This is a genomic window from Sphingomonas sp. CFBP 13728 (assembly GCF_014841895.1).
Taxonomy (GTDB): domain Bacteria; phylum Pseudomonadota; class Alphaproteobacteria; order Sphingomonadales; family Sphingomonadaceae; genus Sphingomonas.
Window position 1 is genome coordinate 184290 of the sequence record NZ_JACYUS010000001.1, and the last position, 23891, is coordinate 208180.

Consider the following 23891-nt stretch of genomic DNA (forward strand, 5'->3'; position numbering starts at 1 on the left):
GCCTCGTCCGGGTTGACAAAGGCCGGTAGGGAAGGGAAGCGCGGACCACCTGTTTATCGTCCGAGAAGACCCATCATGCACGCCTATCGCACCCACAACTGCGCCGCCCTCCGCCCCGAACAGGTCGGCGAAGAGGTCCGCGTCTCCGGCTGGGTCCACAAGAAGCGCGATCACGGCGACCTCGTCTTCATCGATCTGCGCGATCACTACGGCATCACGCAGATCGTCACTGACGTGTCGGGCCCGGTCTTCAAGGTCATCGAAGGCCTGAAGAGCGAGAGCGTCGTCACGATCACCGGCAAGGTTACGGCCCGGGCGCCGGAAGCCGTGAACCCCAATCTGCCAACCGGCGGGATCGAAATCCGCGCGACCGCCGCGACCGTTCAGTCGATGGCTGGCGAACTGCCGATGCCGGTCGCCGGCGAGGCCGAGTATCCCGAGGATATCCGCCTGCGCTATCGCTATCTCGACCTGCGTCGCGAGCGTCTCCACGCGAACATCATGCTCCGCAGCCAGGTGATCACGTCGCTCCGCAACCGCATGAACGGGCAGGGCTTCACCGAATTCCAGACGCCGATCCTGACCGCATCGTCGCCCGAAGGCGCGCGCGATTACCTGGTGCCAAGCCGCGTCCATCCGGGCAAGTTCTACGCGCTCCCGCAGGCGCCGCAGATGTTCAAGCAGCTGCTGATGGTGGCGGGATTCGACCGTTATTTCCAGATCGCGCCGTGCTTCCGCGACGAGGACGCACGCGCCGATCGTTCACCGGGCGAGTTCTACCAGCTCGATTTCGAGATGAGCTTCGTCACGCAGGACGACGTGTTCAATGCGATCGAGCCCGTCCTGCACGGCGTGTTCGAGGAGTTCGCCGACTGGCAGGGCCATTCTGGAGCAAAGGGGGGTCGTCAGGTCTCCGCGCTCCCGTTCAAGCGCATCCCCTACCGCGAATCGATGCTGAAATACGGCAGCGACAAGCCCGACCTGCGCAACCCGATCCTGATCCACGACGTCGGCCATCACTTCGTCGATTCGGGCTTCGGCCTGTTCGCCGGGATCGTCGCCGGCGGTGACGTGGTCCGCGCGATCCCCGCGCCGAACACTGCCGACAAGAGCCGCAAGTTCTTTACCGACATGAACGACTGGGCACGCGCCGAAGGTCATGCCGGGCTCGGCTACATCACGCAGAAGAACGGTGAACTCGGCGGCCCGATCGCCAAGAACCATGGCGAGGAAGCGACGCGGAAGCTGATCGCGGAGATGGGCCTCGGCCCCAACGACGGCATCTTCTTCGCCGCCGGCAAGGAACTGCCCGCCTCGAAGCTGGCCGGCGCCGCGCGTGCGCGGATCGGTGCCGACCTCGGCCTGATCGACGAGAACCGGTTCGAGTTCTGCTGGATCGTCGACTTCCCGATGTTCGAATATGACGAGGATGCGAAGAAGGTCGATTTCAGCCACAACCCGTTCTCGATGCCGCAGGGCGAGATGGACGCGCTGGAGACCAAGGATCCGCTCGATATCCTGGCGTATCAGTACGATATCGTCTGCAACGGTGTCGAACTGTCGTCGGGCGCGATCCGAAACCATCGTCCCGAGATCATGTACAAGGCATTCGAGATCGCCGGCTACACGCAGGCTGATGTCGACACGAACTTCGCCGGCATGATCAATGCGTTCAAGGTCGGCGCGCCGCCGCATGGTGGCTCGGCACCGGGGATCGACCGGATGGTGATGCTGCTCGCGGGCGAGCCGAACATCCGCGAGGTCGTGCTGTTCCCGATGAACCAAAAGGCCGAGGATTTGATGATGGGCGCGCCGAGCCCGGTCAGCGCCAAGCAGCTGAAGGAACTCAACATCCGCCTGACGGTCGATGGTCCGAAGGACGCGACGAAGGTGGTCGCGCCGAACGCAGGGTAATTTCTCTCTGTCCCTCGCCCCTACGGGGAGAGGGAAGGAGGAGCCGCTTGGCGACGTGAGGGTGAGGGGCGGTTGGTGCGCGCCAACCGCCCCTCACCCTCCCACCCGCAAGCGTGGCCGGGCCCCTCCCTCTCCCCGTAGGGGCGAGAGACAGACGTTATCTCCTCCACTGCTTCCTCAACCCCCTCAACCATGCAAATACCCCTGGACGATAAGGGGTTGGCATGCGCGACGATCAGATGACACCGGCGCCAAGCCTCGTCCGCAGCCTCGGCGTCATGGGCGTCCTGTTCCTCACCCTCTCCGTCGCGACTCCGGCATCGTCGGTGTTCGTCATCGTCCCCGGAATGCTCCAGGTTGCCGGCACCGGGGCAGTCTGGGCAACGCTGATCGCCGGTTTCGTCTGCGTCGCGACCGCGTTCGTCTACGCCGAGCTATCCTCCGCCTGGCCGGTCGCAGGTGGCGAGTACGTTGCGGTCGCGCATACGCTCGGGCCGATGGCGGGGTTCGTCATGCTGGGCGTCAACGTCTTCAACAACCTGCTCTTCCCGCCCGTCGCAGGTCTCGGCGTCAGCGCGGTGCTCGGCACTTTGGTCCCCGGACTGCCGCAGATCCCCGTCGCGATCGCCGTGGTTGCCGGATCGACGCTCGTCGCGATCCTTCAGATCCGCGTCAACGCCTGGCTCACCGGCCTCTTCCTGCTGGTCGAGATGCTGGCGGTCGGCGCGGTCGTCTGGCTCGGGTTCGCCGATACCGTCCGCCCGATCGGCGACCTCCTGCTCCACCCGTTGATGCCGCAAGGCGCCACTCTCGTCCCCGCGTCCGCCGCCTCGATCGGCCTCGCCACCTCGATCGCGATCTTCGCGCTCAACGGCTATGGCGCGGCGGTCTACTTCGGCGAGGAGATGCTCGACGCCCCCCGGCTGATCGGGCGTGCGATCATGGCGTCGCTCGCGTTGACGCTGCTGTTCGAAGGCATACCGATCGTAGCGGTCCTCGTCGGTGCACCGGACCTCCACGCTACGCTTACCGCCGACGACCCGTTCGGCCTGCTCGTCGCCCTCCGCAGCGGCACCACGACGGCGAACTGGATCTCGATCGGCGTCGTCGTCGCGATCGTCAACGCGGTGATCGCCTGCATCCTCGCCTGCGCGCGCTTCTTCTACGGCACCGCGCGCGACGGGAGCTGGGGGCGTCCGCTCGACCGGTGGATGACACAGGTTCACCCGAAGTTCGGCTCCCCCTGGGTCGGCACGCTGCTGGTCGGCGGGTTCGGCATCGTCGCGTGCTTCCTGCCGCTCCAGTTGCTGCTCGTGCTTAGCGGCACCGGCCTCGTCGCGATCTACGCGGGCATCTGCGTCGCGGCGATGGTGGGCAGGCGTACGGGCATGACCGCCCACGCACCCTATCAAATGCCGTTCTACCCAATCGCTCCGGTGGTGACGCTGCTCGCGCTCGGCTATGTCTGCTGGACGAGCTGGTCCGATCTGGAGGAGGGGCGCCCCGGCCTGATCATGACGGCCGCGCAGATCCTGCTGTCGATCGTCTATTATTGGTTCGTCCTGCGTCGTCGCGGCGCCTGGAACGTTCAGATCCCGACCCTTGCGACGGAGCGTGATGCATGACGATTCACTTGGCCGATTACGAAGCTGGCGACGAATACGACGGCAAGTACAAGCACGACCTCGCCGCGCTGCAAAAGCGTCTCGAACACATCCAAGTCGCGCACATCGTCGGCGGTACGCGCGCGATCGTGATGTTTGAGGGATGGGACGCGGCGGGGAAGGGCGGCATCATCCAGCGCCTGTCGGCCGAATGGGACCCGCGCAACTACAAGGTCTGGCCGATCTCGGCGCCGACCACGGATGAGAAGGCGCACCATTTCCTCTGGCGCTTCTGGAACCGTCTGCCCGCCAACGGCAACATCGCGGTGTTCGATCGCAGCTGGTACGGCCGCGTGCTGGTCGAGCGTGTCGAGGGGTTCGCCAGCGAGACCGAATGGCGCCACGGTTACGACGAGATCAACGCGTTCGAGGCACAGCAGGTCGAGAGCGGCACGACGTTGATCAAGCTGTTCATCCACACCACGCAGAAGGAGCAGGACCGGCGTTTGAAGGCGCGGCTCGACGATCCGTGGAAGCACTGGAAGACCGGACTCGATGATTTCCACAACCGGTCGCGACGGAAGGACTATCTCGAGGCGATGGCCGAGATGTTCGCCCGCACCGATACCGCGACCGCGCCGTGGACCGTTATCGACGGCAACGACAAGAAGGCGGCCCGGATCGCAGCGCTGACGCTGATCGCCGACCGCCTCGAAGCCGGCGTGTCGATGACGCCGCCGCCGATCGATCCGGCCGTCGTAAAAGTCGCGAAAAAGGCTCTCGGTCTCTAATCACGCGTGCCTGTGGGGTTCCGGACAATCGGAGCCTCGCCACCGCGACATGCGGCAAGTCTGCTCCGCAAACTGTCGCCGCACAAACCGATGATATCGCCCACGTAACCGCATGTATGTTGTCTCGGGTAGCAGGGATCGCTATCTCGCGCTCATGAACGAGATGACCCCGATCGCCGTACCGCGCGCGCGCAAGCCCGACTGGATCCGCGTCAAGGCGCCGACCTCCGCCGGTTTCGCCAAGACGCGCGAACTGATGCGATCGAAAAGTCTGACCACGGTGTGCGAAGAAGCAGCGTGCCCGAACATCGGCGAATGCTGGTCGAAGAAGCACGCGACAGTCATGATCCTCGGGGACACCTGCACGCGGGCGTGCGCGTTCTGCAACGTCAAGACCGGCATGCCGCGCGCGGTCGATCGGATGGAGCCGCAGAACGTCGCCGATGCGGCCGCGCAGATGGGGCTCAATCATATCGTCATCACCTCGGTCGATCGCGACGATCTTCCGGACGGTGGCGCGTCGCAGTTCGTGAAGGTCATTCAGGCGATCCGCGCGTCGAACCCGACGACGACGATCGAGATCCTGACCCCGGACTTCCGCAACAAGGCGCAGGCCGCGATCGAGTCGATCGTCGAGGCGCGTCCCGACGTCTACAACCATAACCTCGAAACGGTGCCGCGGCTCTACCCGACGATCCGCCCAGGTGCGCGCTACTACGCGTCGCTGCGGCTGCTAGAGAGCGTGAAGAAGCATGATCCGTCGATCTTCACCAAGTCGGGCGTGATGCTCGGGCTCGGCGAGGAGCGGCTCGAGATCCATCAGGTGATGGACGACATGCGCTGCGCCGACATCGATTTCCTGACGATGGGCCAGTATCTCCAGCCGACACCGCGCCATGCCAAGGTCGCCGAGTTCGTGCCGCCGAAGGCGTTCGATGCCTATGCCTCGATCGCCCGCGCGAAGGGCTTCCTGCTGGTCGCATCGTCGCCGCTGACCCGGTCGAGCTATCATGCGGGTGACGACTTCGAACGGTTGCGTGCGAACCGGGACGCAAAGCTGGGCGTCGCGCGCATCTGATGCCGAAGCATTCGGAAACGCGCCATTTGCCCTATACGCCTGAGCAGATGTTCGACCTGGTCGCCGATGTCGGTCGCTATGCCGAGTTCCTGCCCTGGGTCAGCGCGATGCGGGTGCGCTCGAACAGCGATACGGAGACGCTCGCCGACATGATCGTCGGTTTCAAGGGCCTGCGCGAGACGTTCACGTCGCGCGTGCAGAAGGTCCGGCCGAGCGAACTTAACGTCGATTACGTCGATGGCCCGCTGAAGTATCTGCGCAACGAATGGCACTTCCGTCCCGAGCCGCAGGGTTGTGCGGTCGATTTCACCGTCGACTTCGCGTTCAAGAACCGGATGTTCGAGATGATCGCGGGGCAGGTATTCGGCGCTGCACTGCGCAAGATGATCGGCGCTTTCGAGACCCGCGCCGCCGAGCTTTACGGGGCCGAAGCGTCCGGCAACAAGAGTTCGAGCGCGCACAACGCGGCCTGAAGCCGGATACCACCACGGCCGAGATCGCCGAAGTCCTTGCGATCGGCATGGACATCGGACGGGTCGCGTCCCTTCTCGGCGCGACCGAACACGACGGTGCCGACCGGCTTCTTGAGCGATCCGCCACTGGGGCCTGCAACGCCGGTTATTGCCACCGCGATGTCGGCGCCCGACTGCTTGAGCGCAGCCTGCGCCATGCTCCACGCGACTGCGATCGAGACCGCGCCGAACGTTTCGAGCACGTCCGAACTGATCTTCAGCACGCCGAGCTTGGCGGCGTTCGAATAGGTGACGAAGCCGACCTCGAACACGTCTGACGAGCCTGGGATCTCGGTCAGTGCAGCGGCAACGAGCCCGCCGGTGCAGCTCTCAGCGACCGCGACCCTGCGGCCGATCGCGCGGTTCTGCTCGACCACCTTGCGCGCGGCGTCGACGAGTTCGGCGGGAAGGATCGTATCCATCAGCGAGTCTCCACCGGGCAGAGCAGCATCGCCACCGCGGCGATATCACCGCTGCGCGACTTCTGGGATTTGAGGTACCGCAACGTCTCGACGACGATGCCCGCGGTGTTGCGCGGTGGCAAGGGCTGGAGCAGCGTCACCATCCGGTCGATCGTCCCGCAATCACGCGTCGCGATCCGCCCGACGATCTGCGGCACCAGCAACGTCGTCAGCAACGGTCGCGCAAACTCCGAATCGAGCATCGCATCCACGGCGGGGTCGCTGAGCTTGACGATCGCCGCGCGGGCGGCGGGCCAAGCCCGGTCGGACTCGACCTGATACCGGTCGATCAACGCACTCGACTGCGACCGGATGAGACTTCTGGCGGGAAGCTGTGCGGCACAGACGCGTCCGGTCTCGCGCAGGATGTCGGGCATAGCGACGAGCGTCAGCGATTCGGCCTCGGGCCCGGTGATGCAGCGCTGTTGCGCGACAGCCGGGCTGGCAAGAAGCGCGATCGCGGCAAGCGCGGCCGCGATCCTCAAAGCGGCGATCCGGGCAACCGAATGGTCGCGACCGCCTGCGCAGCAATGCCTTCGCCGCGCCCGGTGAAGCCGAGCCGTTCGGTCGTGGTCGCCTTGACGCTGACCCGGTCGAGCGTGAGCCCGAGCAGGTCGGCGATCCGCGCGGTCATCGCCGCTCGGTGCGGTCCGATCTTCGGTGCCTCACACATGATCGTCAGGTCGACGAAATCGATCCGGCCACGCTTGTCGGCGATCAGCTTGGCGGCATGCTGGAGGAACTGCGCGGAGTCGGCGCCCTTCCACTGCGGGTCGCTCGGCGGGAAATGCGTGCCGATATCGCCCGCCGCGATCGTCCCGAGCAGCGCATCGGTCAGCGCGTGGAGCGCGACGTCCGCGTCGCTATGCCCCGACAAACCCTTGTCGTGCGGGATCAGGACGCCGCCGAGCCACAGTTCCTCACCGGTTTCGAGACGGTGGACGTCGAACCCCATCGCGGTGCGGGTTTCGTAGGCGACACGCGCTTCGGCGGCCGCGAAATCTTCTGGGTGCGTGACTTTCTCGAGCATCGCCGAGCCCTGCACCAACGCGACGCCGACGCCAAGCCGTCGCACCATCTGCGCGTCGTCGGTCGCCTCTTCGTCTGCCGGCCAGACGGCATGTGCGGCGCGCAGGGCCTCGACCGCAAACGCCTGGGGAGTCTGCACCCGGTTGAGGTCCGCGCGCGGGACGATGTCGCCGAGCAGGACGCTGCCGCGCGCGAGCGTATCGGTCACCGGCAGCACCGGAATGGCCGCGTCCCGGGTCTTCAACGCGGCGACGAGCGAAACGATGACCGCGTGCGACAGGAAGGGGCGGGCGGCGTCGTGGATCAGCACATGCGTCGCATCACCGACCGCCGCGAGGCCGTTGGTGACCGACTCGCGCCGGGTCAGTCCGCCCACCACGATCGACGCGTCCCCCAGCGCTGCGATTGCCATGGCCTGCTGCCCGTCGGCAACGACAACGATCGTCTCGGCGATAGCCGGATGCGTTGCGAACGCCTCGTAGGAATAGGCGATCATCGGCCGCCCAGCGATCAGCGCGAATTGCTTGGGAACCGATCCACCCGCGCGCGCGCCAGTTCCGGCGGCGACGATGATCGCGACGATACGCTGTGCTGATGCCATGCCTGCCACCTAGCGCGTCGTTCGTGCGCTCGCCAGCCTTGCCTGAATTGGCCGGGTAGAGTATGAGGATGCCTCTTTTTCAGGCACATCCATGCGCAACCTTGCCCCCATCCAGATCGGTCCCGTCCGGATCGAAAGCCCTGTCGTGCTCGCACCGATGACCGGCGTCACCGACATGCCGTTCCGCACGCTGGTGCGACGCTATGGCTCGGGCCTCAACGTCACCGAGATGGTGGCGAGCCAGGCGGCGATCCGCGAGACGCGCCAGTCGTTGCAGAAGGCGGCGTGGGATCGGCTCGAGGAGCCGGTGTCGATGCAGTTGATCGGCTGCACCCCCTACGAGATGGGTGAGGCCGCCAAGCTCAGCCAGGATCGCGGCGCGGCTATCATCGACATCAACATGGGCTGCCCGGTGCGCAAAGTCGTCAACGGCGACGCGGGCTCGGCGCTGATGCGCGACACCAAGCTCGCCAGCGCGATCATCGAGGCGACGGTCAAGGCGGTCGACGTCCCGGTGACACTCAAGATGCGGATGGGCTGGTGCCACGACAGCCTGAACGCGCCCGATCTCGCACGCATCGCGGAAGACCTCGGGATCAAGCTGATCACCGTCCACGGCCGCACGCGCAACCAGATGTACAAGGGCAACGCCGACTGGGGCTTCGTCCGCAAGGTCAAGGACGCGGTCACCGTCCCGGTGATCGTCAACGGCGACATCTGCACCATCGAGGACGCCGAAGCCGCGATGGACCAGTCCGGCGCCGATGGCCTGATGATCGGTCGGGGCAGCTACGGCCGCCCCTGGGTACTCGGCCAGGTGATGGAGTGGTTCGCCACCGGCCGTCGCATCGAAGACCCGTCGATCACCGAGCAATATGACGCGATCGCAGGACATTACGAGGCGATGCTCGAACATTACGGGATCGAGACCGGCGTCAACATGGCGCGGAAACATATCGGCTGGTACACCAAGGGGCTGCCCGGTTCGGCGGAATTCCGCAACAAGGTCAACCAGGTCCCCGATCCCAAGCAGGTCAAGGCGATGCTGGCCGAGTTCTACGCTCCCTGGCGCGAACTTGCAGCGGCCTGATACGCAATCCCGGGGGCGGCCAGGCTTTGCGGAGCTGTTCGCAGCACTCCCGGTTGCGGTCGTCGTCGTCGATCCAGGCCACCGCGTTGCGCATGCCAATGCACTTGCCGAGCAATTGCTGAACCTGTCCGAGCGACTGATGATCGGCCAACCACTCGATGCGATCATCCCGCCGCCCGACGATCCGCGTAACCGCGACGGACACGGCCTGGCAGTCTACGATACCGAGATATCGACCGCACGCGGCGTAAAGATCCGCGTCGATTTCGCCGAAACACAGATTGCGGACTATCCCGGCTGGCGGGCGATCACGCTCCACGCCGCGGCGACCTCGCGGCGGCTGGGACACTCTGCGGACCGGGCGGCAGGAGCAAGGGCTGCGGTCGGGGCTGCCGCGATGCTGGCGCACGAGATCAAGAACCCGCTGTCCGGCATCCGCGGTGCCGCCCAACTGCTCGGCGCTGGCGAACTCACCACGCTGATCGTGACCGAGGTTGATCGCATCGCCGCGCTGATCGACCGCATGCAGGACTTCAGCGACACGCGGCCTCTGCCGCTCGCCAGCGAGAACATCTATCCGCTGCTCGGTCACGCGCGCCGGCTCGCGCTCGCCGGGTTTGCGCGCGGCATCGCGATCGAAGAACGCTTCGATCCGTCACTTCCGCCTGCGCAGATAAATCGCGACGCGCTACTCCAGATCGTCATAAACCTGCTGAAGAACGCGCGCGAAGCCGTTCGAAACGAACGCGAACCGCGGCTGGTGATGACCACCGCCTATCGTCACGGCATCACCGTCAGCGCCGCGCCGGGCAAGCCGCGCGTGCCGCTGCCGATCGAGATCTGCATCTTCGACAACGGTCCGGGCGCGCCTGCCGACATCGCCGACCACCTGTTCGATCCGTTCGTGTCCGGCCGTCACGAGGGGCAGGGGCTCGGTCTCGCGCTCGTCGACAAACTCACGCGAGACATGGGCGGCATCGTCCAATACGCCCGCGAAGGAAATCCCGAAATGACCGTCCTCCGCCTGCTGTTGCCGAGAGCCGCGTCATGAGCGCGGTGCTGGTCGTCGACGACGACGCCGCAATCCGTACCGTCGTCGCACAGGCGTTGCGCCGAGCCGGGCACGAGGTCACCGTCGCCGACAGCCTCGCCCAACTCGAACGCGCGCTCGCGATCGCCTTGCCCGACGTCATCGTCACAGACGTGATCCTGCCCGACGGCGACGGGATCGATCACGTCCGCAACGTCGCGGCGCGCTTCCCGTTGCTGCCGATCATCGTCCTGTCCGCGCAGAATACGCTGACCACCGCGGTGCGAGCGGCCGAGGTCGGTGCGTACGAATATCTCCCAAAGCCCTTCGACCTCGACGTGCTGGCCCGCGCGGTGACCGGTGCGCTCGCGCGAGGCGGCATGGCGTCCGAAGACGATCTGCATGACGCGGACCGCGCGCTCCCGCTCATCGGTCGTTCGGCAGCGATGCAGGACGTCTACCGGATCATCGCACGCGTCGTTTCGAACGACCTGACCATCCTCATCTCGGGTGAATCGGGCACCGGCAAGGAACTCGTCGCGCGCGCGATCCACGATCTCGGCCCTCGCGGCGCGGCGCCGTTCGTCGCGATCAACATGGCCGCGATCCCGCGTGAACTGATCGAGGCCGAACTGTTCGGGCATGAGCGCGGCGCCTTTACCGGCGCGGCCGCGCGCAACGCCGGTCGGTTCGAGCAGGCGTCGGGCGGCACGTTGTTCCTCGACGAGATCGGCGATATGCCGATGGAGGCGCAGACCCGGCTGCTCCGCGTCCTGCAATCGGGCGAGTTCACCAGTGTCGGTGGCGCGCGTACGATCCGCGTCGACGTCCGCATCGTCGCCGCGACCAATCGCGATCTCGCGGCGCAGGTCGCCACCGGCCAGTTCCGCGAAGACCTGTTCTATCGCCTCAACGTCGTGCCGATCGTCCTGCCGCCGTTACGCGAACGTCGCCAGGATATCGCCTTGCTCGCCCGGCATTTCCTCGATCATGCAGCAGCGCAGGGGCTTCCCCGGCGCCAACTCGCCAGCGACGCGCTCACCGCACTCGGCGCGCATGACTGGCCGGGCAATGTCCGCGAGCTCGAAAATCTGATGCGCCGGCTGGCCGTTCTCTCGCGCGACGAGGTGATCGGCGCGGATGCGATCCGGACGATGATCGGCACGCCCGCAGCGATCGACCAGGCCGCCGACATCGATATAGCTCACGCCGTCCGCGCGCTGATCGAGCGGATCGCCCGCGAGAACCCCGCCGCACTCGACGACGGCACGCTATACGACCGCGTGATCGGCGAGGTCGAGCGTCCGCTGATCGAGACGATGCTCGCGCGCCACGGCCAGAATCAGCTTCGTGCGGCACGCGCGATGGGGATCAATCGCAATACGCTGCGCAAGCGTCTCGACACGCTCGGGATCGAAGTCGCCGACAGCCGCCCAAATGACGCAGGCCGCGCCTGAAACGAAAATTATGTGGTTTCAAGGCAACGGTTGACGTTGTACCGAAGCAACGATGATCGCTTCCGCGGCGCTACCTATGGATGAAGACGGACCCGCGCACCGGTTCGCGGTGACGCCCGCCGTGGAGCTGCTGGTGCTCGCGGTCGCCATCGCCACCGCGTTGGCGAGCTACTTCATCATCGCCGGCACGGATGCGCCGCAGCGCCTGCTGGCACCGCCGCTCGTTGCGCTGCTGCTCGTCGCCAATCTCGTTCCCGGTATCGCGTTGCTGATGCTGCTTGGGCGACGCGTGGCGATGCGGCGTGCGGCCCGCTCGCCGGTCGGTGGCGGTGGCCGACTGCACGTCCGGCTGGTCGCGCTCTTCTCGATCGTCGCTGCGGTGCCGATGCTGTTGGTGACGATCTTCGCGTCGTTGCTGTTCCAGTACGGCGTCCAGTTCTGGTATTCGGATCAGGCGCGCGGGATGCTGGAGAATGCCACCGCGCTCGCGCAATCCTCGTACGCGCGACAGCTGAACCGGTGGCAGGAAGCGACCGTGACGATGGCCGCGGACATGTCCGGCTATCTGCAGGAGAAATCGCTCCAGGGCCCCGACTTCTCCGGTTTCTTCCTCCAGCAGGTCTATTACCGCAGCCTGTCCGAAGGCGCGCTGTTCAAGGTTACGCCGCAGGGCGACATCCAGACCTTCGCGATCGTCAATCCGTACGAAATCGACTTCGCCCGGCAGGTGACGCCTGCTGCGATCGCCGAGTTGCGGGCGGGCAAGACCGCGGTCGTTACCGTGACCGGCGAGCGTATCCAGACCATCACGATGCTGCCGGGGTCCGACGAACTGTTTCTGTACGCGGGGCGTGTCGAGGACACCAAGCTGCTGTCCGGGCAGACGGTCCGCGCGAACGAGGTTCTGAAAAGTTATCGCTCGCTGCTAGCGCGGTCGCGTCGACTGCAATTGACGTTCAACGCGGCGCTCCTGCTGATCTCGTTGCTGATCGTCGGCATCGCAGTGTGGATCGCACTTGCGGTGGCGGATCGCCTGGTACGTCCGGTTGGCGAACTCGTCGACGCGGCCCGACGGGTCGAGGGCGGCGATCTTACTGCGCGCGTGCCCGACCCACGCAGTCGGGACGAGGTCGGCACGCTCGCCAGGGCGTTCAACCAGATGACCGGCCGCCTCGAGGAGCAGAACACCGAACTCGTTACCGCGAACGGTCAGCTCGAAAGCCGCCGCGCGCTAATCGAGGCCGTGATGGCGGGCGTGTCCGCCGGCGTCATCGCGACGGGCCGGGATCGGACCATCACGATCACCAACGACTCTGCATCGGGATTGCTCGGCACCGGCGTCGGCAGTGGGAACCTCGTCGGCCGCAAGCTCGTCGACGTTGCCCCCGAACTCGATGCTATGCTCGACAGCGGCGACCGCGAGGCGATCGTCGAGGTAGGGCAGGCGGGTGACGTCCGTACGCTCGCGGTGCGTATCGCGCGCCCCGCGACCGGCCCGATCCTGACCTTCGACGACATCACGCAGCAGTTGCTCGATCAGCGTCGCGCGGCTTGGTCCGATGTCGCGCGCCGAATTGCGCATGAGATCAAGAATCCGCTGACCCCGATCCAGTTGGCCGCTGAACGCCTGCAACGGCGGTACGGCGCCAAGACCGAGATGCAGGACGGGACGTTCTCGCGATTGACCGATACGATCATCCGCCAGGTTGGCGATCTTCGTCGCATGGTCGATGAATTTTCATCGTTCGCGCGCATGCCCAAGCCCGTGTTCCGCGAGGAATCGCTGGTCGATGCGGCGCGGCAGGCACTGTTCCTGCATGAGGTCGCGCATCCGGGTATCGGTTTCCATCTTGTCCAGGACGATCCCGGTCTGACGCTCGTTTGCGATCGCCGCCAGATCGGTCAGGCGCTCACGAACATCGTCAAGAACGCCGTCGAAGCCATTGAAACACGCGGCGAACCCGGTGGCAGTGTGACGATGACATTGACCGAGGCAGGGAACTCCGTGAGTATCGCGGTCGCGGATACGGGTATCGGCCTTCCCGCCGACCGAGACCGGATCGTCGAACCCTATGTGACGACGCGAGCACGAGGCACTGGCCTTGGGCTTGCCATCGTCAAGAAGATCATTGAGGAGCATTGCGGAACGATCGGCTTTTCCGATCGACCCGGTGGGGGCACGCTCGTCACCATGATCTTCGACGCCAAGGCGCTGGCCGCGCTCGACCAAGGGGCATCGGCACCCGAGTTGGCTGGGGAGGGCCAACTCCATACGATGACCCGCAACCGGACATGAATTAATGGCGCTCGATATTCTCGTCGTTGACGACGAACGTGACATCCGTGAACTCGTTGCCGGCGTCCTGGAGGATGAAGGCTATGACACGCGCGACGCTGGCGACAGCGATTCCGCGCTGGAGGCGATTGCCGCGCGTCGCCCGTCGCTGGTGCTGCTCGACGTATGGCTTCAGGGGTCGCGCCTCGATGGGCTCGAACTGCTCGATGAGATCAAGCGCCGCGATCCGTCGATCCCGGTGCTCGTGATCTCCGGGCACGGAAATCTGGATACGGCCGTCGCAGCGATCCGGCGTGGTGCGTCCGACTTCATCGAAAAGCCGTTCGAAGCCGAGCGCCTGCTGCTCATGGTCGCCCGCGCGACCGAGACCGAGCGACTTCGTCGCGAAGTGGCGACGCTCCGCGCTACGGTCGGTCGCGAAACCGATCTCACTGGGAGTTCGGGATCGATCAACGGCGTGCGTGCGACACTCAAGCGGGTCGCTGCGACCGGTAGCCGCGTGCTTATCATGGGTGGGGCAGGGGTCGGCAAGGAGGTCGCAGCGCGTCTGCTCCACGGCTGGAGCTTGCGGACCGATGCGCCGTTCATCATCGTCAGCGCGGCCCGGATGACGCCCGAGCGTGTCGACGAGGAGTTGTTCGGCGTCGAGGAGGCGGGCGATCTCGTTCGTCCGGGTCTGTTCGAACAGGCGCATGGCGGCACGCTGTTTCTCGACGAGATCGCCGACATGCCGATCACGACACAGGCGCGTATCCTCCGCGCGCTGACCGATCAGAGCTTCACGCGCGTGGGTGGTACGCGGGTCGTGAAGGTCGACGTCCGCGTCGTCTCCGCCACCGCCCGCGATCTTGTCGTCGAAATTGCCGAAGGCCGCTTCCGCGAAGACCTCTATTACCGCCTTAACGTAGTGCCGGTGATGATCCCGCCGCTTTCCGATCGTCGCGAGGACATCCCCGCGCTGGTCCAGCATTTCATTGCCCATTACGCGTCCGAGCGCCGCGTGCCGACGCCGGAAATCGCTCCCGATGCGATGGTCGCGTTACAATCCTACGACTGGCCAGGAAATGTTCGCCAGCTGCGTAACGTCGTCGAGCGTACGATCATTCTCGCGCCGGGAGACCGGATCGGCAGGATCGATCTCGATCTGTTGCCGGCCGAGGTTATGGGCGATCAAGGCGATATCGGTTCGGCCGGATCGACTGCGATCATGGGATCACCGCTGCGTGAAGCGCGCGAGACGTTCGAGCGTGAATATCTTCGGGTCCAGATCCGGCGATTTTCGGGAAATATATCGCGGACCGCCAGCTTCATCGGCATGGAGCGTTCGGCGCTTCATCGAAAGTTGAAGCTGCTTGGCATCACCGAAACGCGCGAAGAATAGACGCCGTAATTTTGCCGCCCTCTGGATATAACAGGGCGGCGATCATAGATCAGTACCGCTCCCGGTAACCGGGGGCATCTCCGACGCCGGGAAACGGCGCCTCGCGGGCAAAGTCCCGCCAAAAATAAAGGGTTATCCCATTGGCCGAAAAACCAGGCTCGCTCCAGGATCTTTTCCTGAACGCACTCCGGCGCTCCAAGACGCCCGTGACCATGTTCCTTGTCAAAGGCGTCAAGCTTCAGGGCATCGTCACATGGTTCGATAATTTTTCCGTTCTGCTCCGCCGCGATGGGCAGTCGCAGCTGATCTACAAGCATGCCATCTCGACGATCATGCCAGCTGGCCCCATGGACGTGTCGGCAATCGTCGACGCGGTGGGAGAAAGCCAGAAGAAGCACCCGTTGTTGCAGGATATCTTCCTCAACGCCGTGCGGAAATCCGAAGACAGCGTGACGATGTTCCTGATCAACGGTGTCATGCTGCAGGGCCAGATCGCAGGCTTCGACCTGTTCTGCATGCTGCTCCAGCGCGAGGGCATGGCGCAGCTCGTCTACAAGCACGCGGTCTCGACGATTCAGCCGGCCCGCCCGCTGAACCTCGCCGAAGAGCCCACCGACACGGATGACGAAGATGACGCGGACGGTGACGATTGAGTAGCGGGTTCGAACGCGATCGGGACGAATTCACACGCGGCGCGCGAGCGATCGTCGTGCTTCCCGATCAGGGCGACGCGACGCGTGACGTTGATGCTCGCCTGGAGGAGACCGCAGGTCTTGCTGCGGCCATCGGTGTTCAGGTCGTCGAACGGATCGCCTATCGCGTGCGGCAGGCCAAGCCGGCGACGCTGATCGGGAGCGGCCAGGTCGAACTGCTCGCGACGCAGGTGCGCATGGAAGAGGCGGGGCTCGTCGTGTTCGACGCGAGCCTCACCCCCATCCAGCAGCGCAATCTGGAAAAAGCGCTCGAAACCAAGGTCATCGACCGGACCGGACTGATCCTCGAGATCTTCGGCGAGCGCGCAGCGACCGCCGAAGGTCGGTTGCAGGTCGAACTCGCGCATCTCGACTATCAGGCAGGGCGTCTGGTCCGCAGTTGGACGCATCTCGAGCGCCAGCGGGGTGGCTTCGGCTTCCTCGGTGGCCCAGGCGAGACGCAGATCGAGGCGGATCGTCGCCTGATCCGCGACCGCATGGCCCGGCTCAAGCGCGAGCTGGAGCAGGTCAGTCGCACGCGTGGCCTGCACCGCGAACGCCGTCAGCGCGCGCCCTGGCCGGTCATTGCTCTGGTAGGGTACACCAATGCTGGCAAGTCGACGCTGTTCAATCGGCTGACCGGCGCCGATGTCATGGCGGAGGACCTGCTGTTCGCGACGCTCGATCCCACGCTGCGGCAGATCCAGCTACCCGGCATCGACAAGGCGATCCTCTCGGATACGGTCGGGTTCGTCTCGGACCTGCCGACGCAGCTTGTCGCGGCGTTCAAGGCGACGCTGGAGGAAGTGGTGTCGGCCGACCTGCTCGTCCATATCCGCGACATCGCACACCCTGATTCCGAAGCCCAACGGGTGGATGTCGAGACCGTGCTCGCGGAGATCGGCGTCGATGAAAACACGCCGCGCTTCGAAGTATGGAACAAGCTCGATCTTCTCGATGCCGACACGCACGACGAGATCGCCGGGCAGGCAGCGCATCGTGACGACGTCGTGGCGATCTCCGCGCTGAGCGGGGAAGGGGTCCAGCATCTCATCGAGCAGGTGGCGGCGAAGCTCACCGGCGCCCACCGACGCTACAGCATCACGATCGAGGCTAGCGACGGAGCGGGGGCGGCGTGGCTCCATGCGCACGGCGAAGTGCTGGGCAGCGTCAGCGACGAGCTCGATACGACGTACGATGTCCGGCTGTCCGAGACCGACTACGACCGATTCAGCCGCCGCGATGCTTGACCGCTTGCCATAGCGCTTCCTTCTGATCGAGTGTCATGGCGGCGAACGCGTCGCCGCCATCGGCCTCGATTGCCCGGAAACGTGCTTCGAACTTGGCGTTGCCGGCCCTGAGCGCGGCTTCGGGATCGACACCTAGATGCCGTGCCCAGTTGGTCACGGCAAACAGCAGATCGCCGACTTCCTCTTCTACCGTGTCTAAGCCGGCCTCGCGAACCTCTTCTATTTCCTCGACAATCTTGGCAAGAGGCCCAGTCGCATCCGGCCAATCGAACCCGACACGGGCGGCACGCTTCTGTAGTTTTTCCGCACGGGCCAGGGCGGGCAGGCCGATCGCCACGCCGGCGAGAGCGCTGTGATCGGACTTCTCCGCGCGCTCGGCGGCCTTGATCGTTTCCCAACCTGGCGAGGAGGTTGCATCGCCGAATATGTGAGGGTGACGACGCTCCATCTTGTCGCTGATAGCGGCGGCGACATCGGACAAGGTGAACGCGCCGGACTCCTCGGCGATACGGCTGTGGAATACCACCTGGAGCAACAGGTCGCCGAGTTCGTCCTTGAGGTCCGCCGGGTCATCGCGCGCGACCGCGTCCGCGACCTCATAGGCTTCCTCGATCGTGTAGGGCGCGATGGTCGACCAGGTTTGAACGCGATCCCATTCGCAACCTTCGACCGGATGGCGCAGTCGCGCCATGATGGAAACGAGCCGTTCGATCATCAGGAACTCCGATTGATAGCACGCGATCCAAAAGATAATTTTAGATCGATAATATACATTATGTAAAATCTACTGCTTGTTTGGCGTAAGAACGAGTGTGGCATTCTCGACTCTCCAAGACGCCAGTCTCGACAGGAAGTTCATGCCGATCACGTCGGTCTCGCCGAACGCCGGCGACGTGACGATGCCGAGGTTGGTTGCGGTGACAGTGCCGATCGTCACGCTTTTTGCAGTCGCGGTGCGCGCCGATACCGTACCGTTGGCGGTCTCGATGATCGCTGGAAACGGGCTTTCCTCGCTATCTAGGCTGGCGGCCTTGGCCGTAGCGGACGACAAGGCAGTCGTCGTCGCGCCGCTATCGATCAGCATCCGGCGGCGGACACCGTCGATATCGACATCCGCCCAGAAATGCCCGTCGTCCGCCATGAGAATCCGGGTTTCGGTTCCGCTCACCTGCTGATCGGAAAACATGGTCTTCAAGCCAGACAGCCGATCCCGCTGGCTCGCGATCAGCAGGCCAACGGCGAAGATCGCGATCCAGGCCAGAGCCATCTTTAGCACCGGCTTCAAAGGTAATCGGCGCGCGACCAAGGCCGACAGCGGCAGGATCAGCATGACTGCATACAGCGCGAACTGGGCTGCGCGGTCACCGGTCATGCGGTCAGGATCAGCCCGTCATAGCCAGGCTCGACGCCGGCCGGCAGCTCATGACGCAACGTCGCATAATCCATCGTGTTGTCCATATGGATCAACGCGGTCCGCTTCGGCGTCAGGCGCTCCACCCAAGCAAGCACGGCAGGCAGTTCCATGTGCGTTGGATGCGGTCGCCGGCGGAGCGCGTCGACTACCCAGATGTCCAGATCTTGATACAGGCTGGCCATATCGTCGGTCATCAGGTTGAAGTCGGTCGCGTATCCGATCGACATCCCAGCCGCTTCGAACCTAAGGCCAGCGGCGTGGATACTACCGTGCGGTTGATCGGTAACACGGATATCGATCCCGCCGATCGTCAACCGATCAGGCAGAACTTCGGCGGCGATCGTCGGCGGATAGCCGGGGCGACCGTGAAAAGCATAGGTGAAGCGCGCATCCAGCGCTGCCAGCGTGAACGGCCGGGCGTAGCCGCGAACGGGCTCTCCGGCTGCGTGGAAAAGTTGGCGGAGATCGTCGATGCCGTGGCAATGATCGGCGTGATCGTGCGTCCAGATCACCGCGTCGACCCGGTTGATATCGACCGCCAGCAACTGCTCGCGCATGTCGGGGCTGGTATCGATCAGGATCCGCGTGCCGTCATGTTCGACGATTGCGGACGCACGGGTGCGACGGTTGCGTGGCTCGGTCGGGTCGCATTCGCCCCAGTCGTTGCCGATCCTCGGCACGCCGGAGGAAGTGCCGGAGCCGAGGATCGTGATCTTCATGCCGCCGCCCCTGACACCCGCGTCTTGCCGAACAGCGTGTGGAAGTTCTCGGCCGTACGGCGCGACAGTTCCTCGACATTTTCGTCGCGAAGGTTGGCAAGAAACGCCGCGGTATCGGCCACGAACCCAGGTTCGCCGGTCTTGCCCCGATGCGGCACCGGCGCGAGAAACGGCGCGTCGGTCTCGATCAGCAGTCGCTCGATCGGCAGGCGCGCGGCGGTCTCCTGAAGGTCCCGCGCGTTCTTGAACGTCACGATCCCCGAGATCGAGATATAAAGACCCATATCCAGCGCCTTGTCGGCGAAAGCTCCACTCGCGGTGAAGCAGTGGATGACGCCGGGATAGGCCCCCTTCCCCATCTCCTCGGCCATGATCGCCGCAGTATCGTCCTCGGCGTCGCGGGTGTGGACGACGATCGGCAGGCCAGTCTCTCGCGACGCGGCAATGTGCGCGCGGAAGCTCGCCTGCTGGCGGGCGCGGTCCGATGTGTCGCGGAAATAGTCAAGGCCGCTTTCGCCGAGCCCTACCACGCGTGGATGCCGTGCGCGCTCGATCAGCTTGGCGGCATCCACGTCGGGATACACGTCAGCCTCGTTCGGGTGGATGCCGATCGTTGCCCAGACGTCAGGCTCGCGCTCGGCGGTGGCGACGATATCGTCCCATTCGCTCTCGCGCGTCGAGATGTTGAGCATCGCCGTGACGCCGCGCGCCCTAGCCCGTGCGAGCACCGCCTGCTGGTCCTCGACGAGGCCCTTGTAGTTCAGGTGGCAATGGCTGTCGGCGAGCATCAGGCCTCCGCAGGCAGTTCGAGACGCGGGAATACGGGCGCTGGCGGTGCGATCCGGAAATCGGAAGCAGCCACACGATCATACCAGCCGTCGTCGTCTATCGCGGCATGGTCGCGCTCGGTCGCGCCAATCTGCTCGAGCACCTTCCCAGCGGAATCCGGAACCACCGGCAGGATCGCGATCGCGAGCATGCGGATCGCGCGGATCAGCGTACGGAGAACCGCGTTCATCCGCTCGGGATCGGTCTTGCGCAGCGCCCAGGGTGCCTGCGCGTCGATATACTGGTTGCACGCGAACACGCCGCGCATCCACGCCTCGATACCTTGCGACAGCGCGAGATCCGTGAAGGCGGACTTGAAACCGGCACAGGCGACGACGACCTCCTCGATCAGTATCCCATCGGCATCCTGGACCGTACCCGCCGTGGGAAACTCGCCGCCCAGGTTTTTGGCGATGAACGATAATGTCCGCTGCGCTAGGTTGCCGAAGCTGTTCGCCAGCTCGGCGTTGACTCGCGTCACGATCGCCTCGGGCGAGTAGCTGCCGTCCTGGCCGAAGCTCACGTCGCGAAGGAAGAAATACCGCAGCGCATCGACGCCGAAGGCATCCGCAAGCGCCATCGGATCGACGACGTTGCCGACCGACTTCGACATCTTCTCGCCGCGGGTGAGAAGGAAGCCGTGGCCGAACACGCTCTTGGGCAGCGGGACGCCCGCCGACAGCAGGAACGCGGGCCAATAGACCGCGTGGAAGCGGACGATGTCCTTGCCGATCAGATGAATATCCGCCGGCCAGTATTTCGCCTTGTCGCCGGTCATGTCGGGATAGCCGATCCCGGTCAGGTAATTGGTAAGCGCATCGACCCAGACGTACATGACGTGGCCGGGGCTGCCCGGCACCGGAACGCCCCAATCGAAGCTGGTCCGCGAGACGGACAGATCCTTCAGGCCACCCTCGACGAAGCGCATCACCTCGTTGCGGCGGCTTTCGGGGCGGATGAAATCGGGGTTTGCGGCGAAGAGATCGAGCAAGGGCTGCTGATATTTCGACAGGCGGAAGAACCAGGTCTCCTCCGCGGTCCATTCGACCGGCGTGCCTTGCGGCGAGCGGCGATCGTCGCCCTCCCCGGTCAGTTCTGACTCGTCGTAGAATGCCTCGTCGCGGACCGAATACCAGCCTTCGTAGCGGTCGAGATACAGATCGCCTGCGTCTGCCATCGCCTGCCAGATCGCGGCGCTCGCGGCGTAGTGATCCTCGTCGACGGTGCGGATGAAACGATCATACGAGATGCCAAGACGGTCGGCCATCTCGTGGAAATACGACGACATTTCGTTCGCCAGTTCGCGCACCGGCATATCGCGGTCACGCGCGGCCTGGACCATCTTCAGACCGTGTTCGTCGGTGCCGGTCTGGAACAGGACGTCACGCCCGGCCTGGCGCTGGAAGCGTGCGATCGCATCGGCGGCGATCATCTCGTACGCATGGCCGATATGCGGACGGCCATTGGGATAGTGGATCGCGGTGGTGATATAGAAAGGATCGGCCATGCCGCGCTCCTAGAGCATCGCCCCGATCAGGTGAAGCCTGTGCGGCCCGATCAATGGCGCAATGTCGCGACGATCCCGGCCATCTCGAACACCGTCGCCTGCGCATCGAGCGACAAACCGATCGCGGCACCCGCCAGTTCGCGCGCCGCGGCGTGCGCGTCGAGCGCGGATCGCAGCGCTGGCCCCGACCGGGTCCGTGCGGCGTCGGCGATGAACGCGGGGGCACGATCGAGGAATGCCTCGTAGCGGGGTTGCGCGGCCTTGAGCCCCAGAGCCTTGGCCAGCTTTAGCCGGCGTCCATTGTCGCGGTCGCCGTCCTGCGCGATCGCGGCGATGGCATCGTCGATCGTGGCGATGTCGAGCCCGGCATAGCGGAGCGCGCGACCGGGTGCGCCGTCGCTGGCACGAACCAGTGCCGCGACCTCGCTCTCGTCCGCGTCCGGCTGCAACGTCCGGATCGCGGTCGCGACCTCGCCGTCCGAGAGCGCCTCGAACCGTAGCAGACGACAGCGCGAGCGGATCGTGGGGAGCAACCGGCCCGGCGCATGACTGACGAGCAGGAAGATCGTCCCGGCCGGCGGTTCCTCGAGGTTCTTGAGCAACGCATTCGCCCCGCCCCGCTCCAGATCGTCGATCGCATCGATCACGACCACGCGACGAGGGCTCATCGACGGCGTGGTTGCGAACAAAGGTTGCAGCGTGCGGACCTGCGCGATCGTGATGCTGCGGGCGAGATCCTGGTCGGGCTTCTCGGGATCTTTCGGCAGGCGCGCCAGCACGCGGAAGTCGGGATGCGACCCGGCCTCCATGAGCGACCGCGTCCTGTTTCCCTGGGGAACCGCAAGATCGGTCGAGCCGCCATCCGGGTCGGCCGCATCCGCCAGCATGCGCATCGCTGCGGCGCGTGCGAAACTCGCCTTGCCGACGCCCTGCGGTCCGGCGATCAGCCATGCGTGATGCAGCGAACCGCCGCGCATCGCCGCCATGAAGGCAGCCTGCGCGGCGGCGTTGCCGATGATCGGCGTCATGCCGGCAACGCCGTCGGCGCCGGGGTCATCAGCCGAAGAAGCCGGTCAGTCCTGCCCATGCGCGACCGAAGAAGCCTGCGACCGCGACATCCTTCTCGGCGACCAGCGGCATCGTCTGCTGGAGACCGTCGGACGTAGTCACGACGAGATCGGCAATATGCTGACCGGCCTTGATCGGCGCCTTGATCGGACCTTCATAGACCACTTTGGCAGTCATGGTCGGCGAGGTGCCGGCGGGCAGCGTAACCGTCAGCGCCTTGGGGGCGACGAGACCGACCGACGATGCGTCGCCGAGCTGAACCGCGGCGGTCTCGATCTTCTTGCCCTTCGCGACGATCGGCTTCGACTGCCAAGCACGGAAGCCCCATTCCATGAAGCGAACCGACTCTTCCGCGCGCTGGCCGGCGCTCGTCAGGCCGGCGACGACCATCACGAGGCGGCGGCCGTCCTGGATCGCGGAGCCGGTGAAGCCGTAACCGGCTTCCTCGGTGTGGCCGGTCTTAAGCCCATCGGCGCCAGCGACGCGGCCGAGGATCGGGTCGCGGTTCGCCTGGGTGATGGCGCTGCCGCCCATCGTCTTGCCCCAGGTGAAATCGCGCTTCGAATAGAATTGCTTGTAGAGATCGGGATAGTTGGTGATCGTCGCCGCGGCGAGCTTGGCGAGATCGTGCGCGGTGACATAGGTGACGCCGTTGTCGGGCCAGCCGTTCGCGGTACCGAAATGGCTGTCCTTGAGCCCCAGTTCGGCCGCCTTGCGGTTCATCCGCTCAGTGAACGCCTGCTCCGACCCGGAGATACCCTCGGCCAGCACGATGCACGCGTCGTTGCCCGACAGCGTGACGATCCCGTAGAGCAGATTGGCGACGCTGACGTTCTCACCCGAGGACAGGAACATCGTCGAACCCGCGGAAGGGCCATGCCATTTAGCCCAGGTCTCAGGGCGCACCGGCATCATCTGGTCGAGCTTCAGTTCGCCCTTCTTGACCATGTCGAACGCGACATAGACGGTCATCATCTTGGCGAGCGAGGCCGGCGGCATGCGGCGGTCGGCGTCACGCGCGAACAGGACTGCGCCCGACGACAGGTCTTCCATATAGGCGATCGGTGCGGCGGTCTGGAATTGGGGCGCGGCGGCGATGGACGGGTGCGCCAGCGCGATGGCGACGAGCGGTGCGACGATCAGCTTCTTCATGCGGTATTCCGTGAGCA

At 65.1% G+C, this 23891-nt stretch carries 22 protein-coding genes; 12 read left to right on the forward strand and 10 right to left on the reverse strand.

What is annotated here, in order from left to right:
- Positions 1 to 75 precede the first annotated feature (75 nt).
- The 5 genes from aspS to IFT67_RS00825 all read left to right on the forward strand — a co-directional run bounded on the left by aspS (position 76) and on the right by IFT67_RS00825 (position 5860).
- Entirely contained in the window at positions 76 to 1914 is a 1839-nt protein-coding gene (aspS, locus tag IFT67_RS00805; RefSeq protein WP_192144668.1) for an aspartate--tRNA ligase, read from the forward strand.
- A gap of 224 nt (positions 1915 to 2138) precedes the next feature.
- Complete coding sequence (locus tag IFT67_RS00810) at positions 2139 to 3539, forward strand: APC family permease (protein WP_244647114.1); 1401 nt, start codon at positions 2139 to 2141, stop codon at positions 3537 to 3539.
- Positions 3536 to 4309, forward strand: coding sequence for a polyphosphate kinase 2 family protein (locus IFT67_RS00815; protein WP_192144669.1), 774 nt, complete (start codon positions 3536 to 3538; stop codon positions 4307 to 4309). Before IFT67_RS00810 ends, IFT67_RS00815 begins: the two co-directional genes overlap by 4 nt.
- Positions 4310 to 4463: 154 nt before the next feature.
- Complete coding sequence (gene lipA / locus IFT67_RS00820; RefSeq protein ID WP_192144670.1) at positions 4464 to 5387, forward strand: lipoyl synthase; 924 nt, start codon at positions 4464 to 4466, stop codon at positions 5385 to 5387.
- On the forward strand, positions 5387 to 5860 hold the full coding sequence (locus tag IFT67_RS00825; RefSeq protein ID WP_192144671.1) for a type II toxin-antitoxin system RatA family toxin: 474 nt from the start codon (positions 5387 to 5389) through the stop codon (positions 5858 to 5860). The genes lipA and IFT67_RS00825 overlap by 1 nt, the downstream gene beginning before the upstream one ends.
- Here the strand turns inward: IFT67_RS00825 and IFT67_RS00830 are convergent.
- From IFT67_RS00830 to IFT67_RS00840, 3 genes are read right to left on the reverse strand one after another with little or no spacing between them, the layout of a single operon-like run.
- Positions 5806 to 6321, reverse strand: a complete 516-nt coding sequence (locus tag IFT67_RS00830; RefSeq protein WP_192144672.1) for a CinA family protein — start codon at positions 6319 to 6321, stop codon at positions 5806 to 5808. The two genes, IFT67_RS00825 and IFT67_RS00830, sit on opposite strands and share 55 nt — an antisense overlap.
- Positions 6321 to 6845, reverse strand: coding sequence for a hypothetical protein (locus IFT67_RS00835; RefSeq protein ID WP_192144673.1), 525 nt, complete (start codon positions 6843 to 6845; stop codon positions 6321 to 6323). Before IFT67_RS00835 ends, IFT67_RS00830 begins: the two co-directional genes overlap by 1 nt.
- A complete protein-coding gene (locus tag IFT67_RS00840; protein WP_192144674.1) occupies positions 6842 to 7990 on the reverse strand; it encodes a bifunctional 2-C-methyl-D-erythritol 4-phosphate cytidylyltransferase/2-C-methyl-D-erythritol 2,4-cyclodiphosphate synthase in 1149 nt (382 codons plus the stop codon). The genes IFT67_RS00835 and IFT67_RS00840 overlap by 4 nt, the downstream gene beginning before the upstream one ends.
- A gap of 91 nt (positions 7991 to 8081) precedes the next feature.
- On the opposite strand from IFT67_RS00840, the gene dusB reads away from it, so the two are divergent.
- The 7 genes from dusB (at position 8082) to hflX (ending at position 17186) form a co-directional block, all read left to right on the forward strand.
- Positions 8082 to 9080 (forward strand): tRNA dihydrouridine synthase DusB, encoded by a 999-nt coding sequence (gene dusB, locus IFT67_RS00845; RefSeq protein ID WP_056058746.1) that lies wholly within the window; start codon positions 8082 to 8084, stop codon positions 9078 to 9080.
- Positions 9067 to 10131, forward strand: a complete 1065-nt coding sequence (locus IFT67_RS00850; protein WP_192144675.1) for a two-component system sensor histidine kinase NtrB — start codon at positions 9067 to 9069, stop codon at positions 10129 to 10131. The genes dusB and IFT67_RS00850 overlap by 14 nt, the downstream gene beginning before the upstream one ends.
- Positions 10128 to 11567 carry a nitrogen regulation protein NR(I) gene (gene ntrC, locus IFT67_RS00855; RefSeq protein ID WP_192144676.1) on the forward strand — a complete coding sequence of 480 codons (1440 nt, stop codon included), beginning with the start codon at positions 10128 to 10130 and terminating at the stop codon, positions 11565 to 11567. Before IFT67_RS00850 ends, ntrC begins: the two co-directional genes overlap by 4 nt.
- Positions 11568 to 11643: 76 nt before the next feature.
- The gene (locus IFT67_RS00860) at positions 11644 to 13863 is read left to right on the forward strand and encodes a sensor histidine kinase (protein ID WP_244647115.1); all 2220 of its coding nucleotides are present in this window, start codon (positions 11644 to 11646) and stop codon (positions 13861 to 13863) included.
- 4 nt (positions 13864 to 13867) lie between these two features.
- Entirely contained in the window at positions 13868 to 15244 is a 1377-nt protein-coding gene (gene ntrX / locus IFT67_RS00865) for a nitrogen assimilation response regulator NtrX (protein ID WP_192144678.1), read from the forward strand.
- 140 nt (positions 15245 to 15384) lie between these two features.
- A complete protein-coding gene (gene hfq / locus IFT67_RS00870; protein ID WP_056048913.1) occupies positions 15385 to 15897 on the forward strand; it encodes an RNA chaperone Hfq in 513 nt (170 codons plus the stop codon).
- On the forward strand, positions 15894 to 17186 hold the full coding sequence (gene hflX / locus IFT67_RS00875) for a GTPase HflX (protein WP_192144679.1): 1293 nt from the start codon (positions 15894 to 15896) through the stop codon (positions 17184 to 17186). Before hfq ends, hflX begins: the two co-directional genes overlap by 4 nt.
- On the opposite strand, the gene mazG is transcribed toward hflX, so the two are convergent.
- From mazG to IFT67_RS00910, 7 genes are all read right to left on the reverse strand, one after another.
- Positions 17167 to 17901: a nucleoside triphosphate pyrophosphohydrolase gene (gene mazG / locus IFT67_RS00880; RefSeq protein WP_192144680.1), complete on the reverse strand. Its 735-nt coding sequence runs from the start codon at positions 17899 to 17901 to the stop codon at positions 17167 to 17169. The genes hflX and mazG overlap by 20 nt on opposite strands.
- A gap of 69 nt (positions 17902 to 17970) precedes the next feature.
- Positions 17971 to 18558: a retropepsin-like aspartic protease family protein gene (locus tag IFT67_RS00885; protein WP_192144681.1), complete on the reverse strand. Its 588-nt coding sequence runs from the start codon at positions 18556 to 18558 to the stop codon at positions 17971 to 17973.
- Complete coding sequence (locus IFT67_RS00890) at positions 18555 to 19319, reverse strand: MBL fold metallo-hydrolase (RefSeq protein ID WP_192144682.1); 765 nt, start codon at positions 19317 to 19319, stop codon at positions 18555 to 18557. Before IFT67_RS00890 ends, IFT67_RS00885 begins: the two co-directional genes overlap by 4 nt.
- Complete coding sequence (locus IFT67_RS00895) at positions 19316 to 20107, reverse strand: TatD family hydrolase (RefSeq protein WP_192144683.1); 792 nt, start codon at positions 20105 to 20107, stop codon at positions 19316 to 19318. The genes IFT67_RS00890 and IFT67_RS00895 overlap by 4 nt, the downstream gene beginning before the upstream one ends.
- Positions 20107 to 21654 carry a methionine--tRNA ligase gene (gene metG, locus IFT67_RS00900; protein WP_192144684.1) on the reverse strand — a complete coding sequence of 516 codons (1548 nt, stop codon included), beginning with the start codon at positions 21652 to 21654 and terminating at the stop codon, positions 20107 to 20109. The genes IFT67_RS00895 and metG overlap by 1 nt, the downstream gene beginning before the upstream one ends.
- Positions 21655 to 21704: 50 nt before the next feature.
- Positions 21705 to 22682, reverse strand: a complete 978-nt coding sequence (locus IFT67_RS00905) for a DNA polymerase III delta subunit-related protein (RefSeq protein ID WP_192144685.1) — start codon at positions 22680 to 22682, stop codon at positions 21705 to 21707.
- 28 nt (positions 22683 to 22710) lie between these two features.
- Positions 22711 to 23874: a D-alanyl-D-alanine carboxypeptidase family protein gene (locus tag IFT67_RS00910; protein WP_192144686.1), complete on the reverse strand. Its 1164-nt coding sequence runs from the start codon at positions 23872 to 23874 to the stop codon at positions 22711 to 22713.
- Positions 23875 to 23891: the final 17 nt, after the last annotated feature.

Bases quoted from the DNA above. Each gene is read 5' to 3' on its own strand.
- IFT67_RS00890 (WP_192144682.1), bottom strand. From the start codon at position 19,319: ATGAAGATCACGATCCTCGGCTCCGGCACTTCCTCCGGCGTGCCGAGG.
- IFT67_RS00830 (WP_192144672.1), bottom strand. From the start codon at position 6,321: ATGGATACGATCCTTCCCGCCGAACTCGTCGACGCCGCGCGCAAGGTG.
- lipA (WP_192144670.1), top strand. From the start codon at position 4,464: ATGAACGAGATGACCCCGATCGCCGTACCGCGCGCGCGCAAGCCCGAC.
- IFT67_RS00810 (WP_244647114.1), top strand. From the start codon at position 2,139: ATGCGCGACGATCAGATGACACCGGCGCCAAGCCTCGTCCGCAGCCTC.
- IFT67_RS00895 (WP_192144683.1), bottom strand. From the start codon at position 20,107: ATGCTCGCCGACAGCCATTGCCACCTGAACTACAAGGGCCTCGTCGAG.
- ntrX (WP_192144678.1), top strand. From the start codon at position 13,868: ATGGCGCTCGATATTCTCGTCGTTGACGACGAACGTGACATCCGTGAA.
- metG (WP_192144684.1), bottom strand. From the start codon at position 21,654: ATGGCCGATCCTTTCTATATCACCACCGCGATCCACTATCCCAATGGC.
- IFT67_RS00910 (WP_192144686.1), bottom strand. From the start codon at position 23,874: ATGAAGAAGCTGATCGTCGCACCGCTCGTCGCCATCGCGCTGGCGCAC.
- IFT67_RS00885 (WP_192144681.1), bottom strand. From the start codon at position 18,558: ATGACCGGTGACCGCGCAGCCCAGTTCGCGCTGTATGCAGTCATGCTG.
- aspS (WP_192144668.1), top strand. From the start codon at position 76: ATGCACGCCTATCGCACCCACAACTGCGCCGCCCTCCGCCCCGAACAG.
- dusB (WP_056058746.1), top strand. From the start codon at position 8,082: ATGCGCAACCTTGCCCCCATCCAGATCGGTCCCGTCCGGATCGAAAGC.
- IFT67_RS00815 (WP_192144669.1), top strand. From the start codon at position 3,536: ATGACGATTCACTTGGCCGATTACGAAGCTGGCGACGAATACGACGGC.
- IFT67_RS00860 (WP_244647115.1), top strand. From the start codon at position 11,644: ATGGATGAAGACGGACCCGCGCACCGGTTCGCGGTGACGCCCGCCGTG.
- ntrC (WP_192144676.1), top strand. From the start codon at position 10,128: ATGAGCGCGGTGCTGGTCGTCGACGACGACGCCGCAATCCGTACCGTC.
- IFT67_RS00825 (WP_192144671.1), top strand. From the start codon at position 5,387: ATGCCGAAGCATTCGGAAACGCGCCATTTGCCCTATACGCCTGAGCAG.
- mazG (WP_192144680.1), bottom strand. From the start codon at position 17,901: ATGATCGAACGGCTCGTTTCCATCATGGCGCGACTGCGCCATCCGGTC.
- IFT67_RS00840 (WP_192144674.1), bottom strand. From the start codon at position 7,990: ATGGCATCAGCACAGCGTATCGTCGCGATCATCGTCGCCGCCGGAACT.
- IFT67_RS00905 (WP_192144685.1), bottom strand. From the start codon at position 22,682: ATGACGCCGATCATCGGCAACGCCGCCGCGCAGGCTGCCTTCATGGCG.